Here is a 4,047-nt window from a genome sequence, read left to right on the forward strand (position 1 = left end):
TACCTAGACATCTCATCGAAGAGCGCATCGATCCTGCTCAGCACCGACGGTGCCGATGATCCAGACCAGCTGGTCGCCGTGGCGGCCGGGGAACTGTTCGAGTGGGCGTGGCTGATCGGCGAGCTCGCTGGCTGGCTGCAGGACGCCGACGAGCACACCCGCGCTGACTTCGCCCGGTTTTTCGGCGGCTACCGCACGCCCGACAAGACCGCGTGGTTCGCCACCCACATCGCCGAGCGCATCGCCGCGCTACTCGACGGGGATCGGGGCCAGCCATGAGCACCGCCACACCCACACCCTCGGCGCCGCCACTAGATGCCGAGTTGGAGCGCCTACTCAAGCGGATGCGGTTGCCCTATATCCGCCGTGCGGCCCCCGAGCTTTTGGCCACCGCGAAAGCGCAACGTTGGGACCCCGGCGAAGTGCTCAAAGCGCTTCTGGCCGAAGAGGTTTCCGGGCGGGACCGCTCCGCACTGACAACCCGCCGAACCCGTGCGGGGTTTCCCACCGGCAAAACCTTTGCCGGCTGGGACCCGACGCTGTCGTCGATACCGGCACCCACCCAGTCCGCACTGCGCACCCTGGAATGGATCCACCGCCGCGAAAACCTGGTGGTCTGCGGGCCATCAGGCACCGGCAAGACGTTTCTGCTCGAAGCCCTCGGCCAACAAGCCGTCGAAGCCGGGATGCACGTGGCGTGGTTTAGCCTCGAACAACTCGGTGCGCTGGTACGTCGCCACCGCGCCGACGACACCGTCACCAAGGCCATCGGCCGCATCCTGCGCGCCGATCTGATCGAGGTCGATGACATCGGGCTGCTCTCGGTGGGCGCCGACGCCGCCGAGGGCCTCTACCGGCTCGTCGATGCCGCTTACGAGAAACGCTCGATCGCGTTGAGTAGCAACCTTCATCCCGCCGGATTCGATGAGCTGATGCCCAAGACCATGGCTACAGCCACCGTCGACCGGCTCTTGCACCACGCACACGTCTGCCAAACCAGTGGGGAAAGCGTGCGACTCACCCAGGCCATGGCCGGCAAGGGGGTGAACGCCTTGACCTAACTACGCCGGGGGCACGTCCGGTGGCCGCGAGTGGGCAGATCTCATGGCCACCACCGGGCAGTTTTCATGACCGCCACTGGGCAGTTCTTCATGTCCCTTGACAGCCGATCGAGGGCGCCGCGCCGATCTCAGCGAGCCGTTCGCCATAGCGGATGGACGTAAACTGCGATCCGGCATCGGAGTGACATGTCAAGCCGGACAACGTGTTTCCACGTGACCATCGGGCCATCTCCAACGCGTCGAGCACCATGGCGGTGCGCATGTGGGACGCTACCCGCCACCCGACGATCATCCGGGAGTAGGCATCGACGATGAAGCAGACATAGGCCACCCCGGCCCAGGTCGGGACGAACGTGTAGGGGTCGGACCGGGGCGCCCTGTCGGCTTTGCAGCTGGTGGGTTTCCCCGGCCCGCCCTCCGAACCGGACGTGCCCATTCCTGAGCATCCGGCTCTCCATTTGATTTATGCCGCGGGGACGCTCGTCCATGGATTCGGAATACGGGTTCCTCGGTAGCGATACCGGGTCACGGGGACCGTGGGTGCGCGGAAGAACTCGATACCATCCGCCGCGATGTGCCAGGCGGGCAGGTAGCGGCGGATCACGGTGTGCACGTTGAGTTTGGGGTGGCGTTTCTTCAGCCAGCCGACGATGCGCCAGAAGGCGAAGTGATCGACGTAGGAGAAGGTTCGATTGGATACCCCATGCTGGAAGTACGTGCACCAGCCTCTGATGGCCGGGTTGAGCCGACGCAGCAGATCTGCGAGCGTGCGATGAGCGTTCCGGCGGGTCAAGACACGGATCTTTTCCTTGATCGAAGCAAGAGATCTCTTCGAGGGGTAGGTGTAGACCGTTCTCTTGGTCCCGCCGCGTCCCTGCCAAGTCCGGCGCTGGATGCGCCAGCCCAGGAAGTCGAACCCGTCATTGATATGGGTCAGGTGGGTCTTTTCCTCCGACAAGCGCAAACCCATCGGAGCCAGCACTGTGGCCACTTCGCCGAACAACGCTTCGGCCTGCGCGCGGGGTCCGCGGACGAGAACGACGAAGTCATCGGCATAGCGGATGAGCTTCATCACCGCGCCCCCGGCCCGCAGATGCTTGGCGCGGGTCCAGTACGGTCCGAGCGCTTCCCACTTCGCGGTGAAGTGCTCGTCCAGCACCGACAAGGCGATGTTGGCCAGCAGCGGTGAAAGAATTCCACCTTGCGGGGTGCCGGTGCGGGTACCCCTGTTGAGACCGTCCTCGGTGAGGACGCCCGACTTCAGGAACGAGCGGATCAACGCCAGCACACGCTTATCGGCGATCCGATAACGCACGCGCGCCATCAGCGCGGTGTGGTCGATATCGTCGAAGCACGCCTTGATGTCACCTTCGAACACCCACTCGTAGGAGCGGTTGCCCGTCGTGAAGTAGTGAATCTCGGCGATCGCATCCTGGGCTCGTCGTCGTGGCCGGAACCCGTAGGAATTGGGTTCGAAGTCGGCCTCGAAGATCGGCTCCAGCACCAGCTTCAAGGACGCCTGAATGATCCGGTCGGTCATCGTCGGGATTCCCAGCGAGCGAGTCTTTCCGTTCGCCTTCGGAATTCGGCGTTCTCGTACCGGCAGTGGCGCGAACTGACCGGTCTTCACCTGCTGGCGAAGCTCGGCGAGCATCTCGGTCACATCGTCGGCGGGGACATAACGGGGAACGACCCCATCCACACCGGCAGTGCGACCGCCCTTGTTACCCCGTACCCGGTCGCACGCTGCCAGCAGGAACGCAGGATCGTAGACGAGGTTGAACACATCATCGAACCGACGGCCGGGATCGGCCGTCGCCCAACGGTGCAGCTTCGTCTGCATCGCAAGTACTCGGTGCCATGCCCACATCGTGTCAACGACGACCTCGGCTGACCACGAATCACCCGTATTCACCGGTGGCTCCTTCACATGCATTGGTTGCTGCGCAATCAAACTGAGCCCCTTCGCCCTGTGACCGGCTTTCCCGGCCTCCGACTACTACGAGCTCTCCGCCCCCTGCCGCCGGCATCAGTCGGCGACGGACCTTCCCACCCAGCCCGAGCAGGCTGCCCGATGCGGAATGGGGCCCGCGGCAGGGTTCCCGCGTTCACTGTTGACCGTTCGACGGGATCGGCATCCAGCTATGCCCCTGCACCATCGCCATGGCTACGCCGCAGGCCTTCACCATGGCCTCCCGAACCGACGACATTCTCCGATCCGCGAGTTCCCCACCTGGCCAACCACACCCGGCCAAGCCAGACGCGGAGACCTCAGCCAGATGGGTACGCGGTGCGACCCAGCCCATGTCCGCCAGGTTCGGGGCTGGTGGGTGCACTTGAGGGGCGTTCAGACACTGGTTCCTCACGTATACCTCTCCGTCTTGCTAGCCGAGCCCGCACCATCTGGCAGTTCTGGCACGACTCGTCGTTGTCAGGGCCGCTGTCCACCCTCACCCCCGTCCCAGGGATCAGGCTGCCCTCAGCTTCAACCCGCTGCTGCGACAGCGAGAAACTGGTGGTCTCTCACCTCCACTCGGTCAAACAGCGCCTCGCGGCGCACCAGATCCGTGACCCACAGTTGATTCGGAGCGGTTGCGGTGAACTTGCGCCCGACCAGATCCGGGTGACGCGGCGCGGCCGGGTCGGGTTTGGTGGTGCGGACTCGTTTGCCGCGCCGCACGCCTTCGATGCCAGCGGCACGCATCAGCCGGGCCACCTGATCTCGCCCGCATCATGGCTGGCCCTACGTGCTGTTTTCCACAGCTTGCGCGCCCCGTAGACGCAGTAGTTGTCCTCCCAGAGCTTGTCGTTTGCCAGGGTGATGGGACCACCGGTTGGCCATGAGCATGGGACCGGGTTGTTCCGGTTTTAGGCCGTGCGTTGATGGTCGCTGATTGGGTGGCTGGCGGTCAATCCGACGGAGTCGGAGGGACCGCCTTCTTGGGTCGCGGCTTCTGGCGTTGCCGGTAGGACTCGCCTTCGACGA

Annotated in this window: 3 protein-coding genes and 2 pseudogenes; 2 read left to right on the plus strand and 3 right to left on the minus strand. The window is 64.5% G+C overall.

What is annotated here, in order from left to right:
* Nucleotides 1–279: hypothetical protein (locus AC5Y49_RS24420; protein WP_499891958.1), on the plus strand; the 279-nt coding region annotated here is incomplete at its 5' end.
* Entirely contained in the window at nucleotides 276–1,061 is a 786-nt protein-coding gene (istB, locus tag AC5Y49_RS24425) for an IS21-like element helper ATPase IstB (RefSeq protein ID WP_499891959.1), read from the plus strand. The genes AC5Y49_RS24420 and istB, both read left to right, overlap by 4 nt.
* Nucleotides 1,062–1,155: 94 nt before the next feature.
* Here the strand turns inward: istB and AC5Y49_RS24430 are convergent.
* The 3 genes and pseudogenes from AC5Y49_RS24430 to AC5Y49_RS24440 all read right to left on the minus strand — a co-directional run.
* Nucleotides 1,156–1,416, minus strand: a pseudogene (locus AC5Y49_RS24430) (DDE-type integrase/transposase/recombinase); the annotation flags it as partial.
* A gap of 108 nt (nucleotides 1,417–1,524) precedes the next feature.
* Entirely contained in the window at nucleotides 1,525–2,976 is a 1,452-nt protein-coding gene (gene ltrA, locus AC5Y49_RS24435; RefSeq protein WP_499891960.1) for a group II intron reverse transcriptase/maturase, read from the minus strand.
* 645 nt (nucleotides 2,977–3,621) lie between these two features.
* Nucleotides 3,622–3,866: pseudogene (locus AC5Y49_RS24440) on the minus strand (IS3 family transposase); the annotation flags it as partial.
* Nucleotides 3,867–4,047: the final 181 nt, after the last annotated feature.

Source organism: Mycobacterium sp. NGS62 (genome assembly GCF_059812285.1).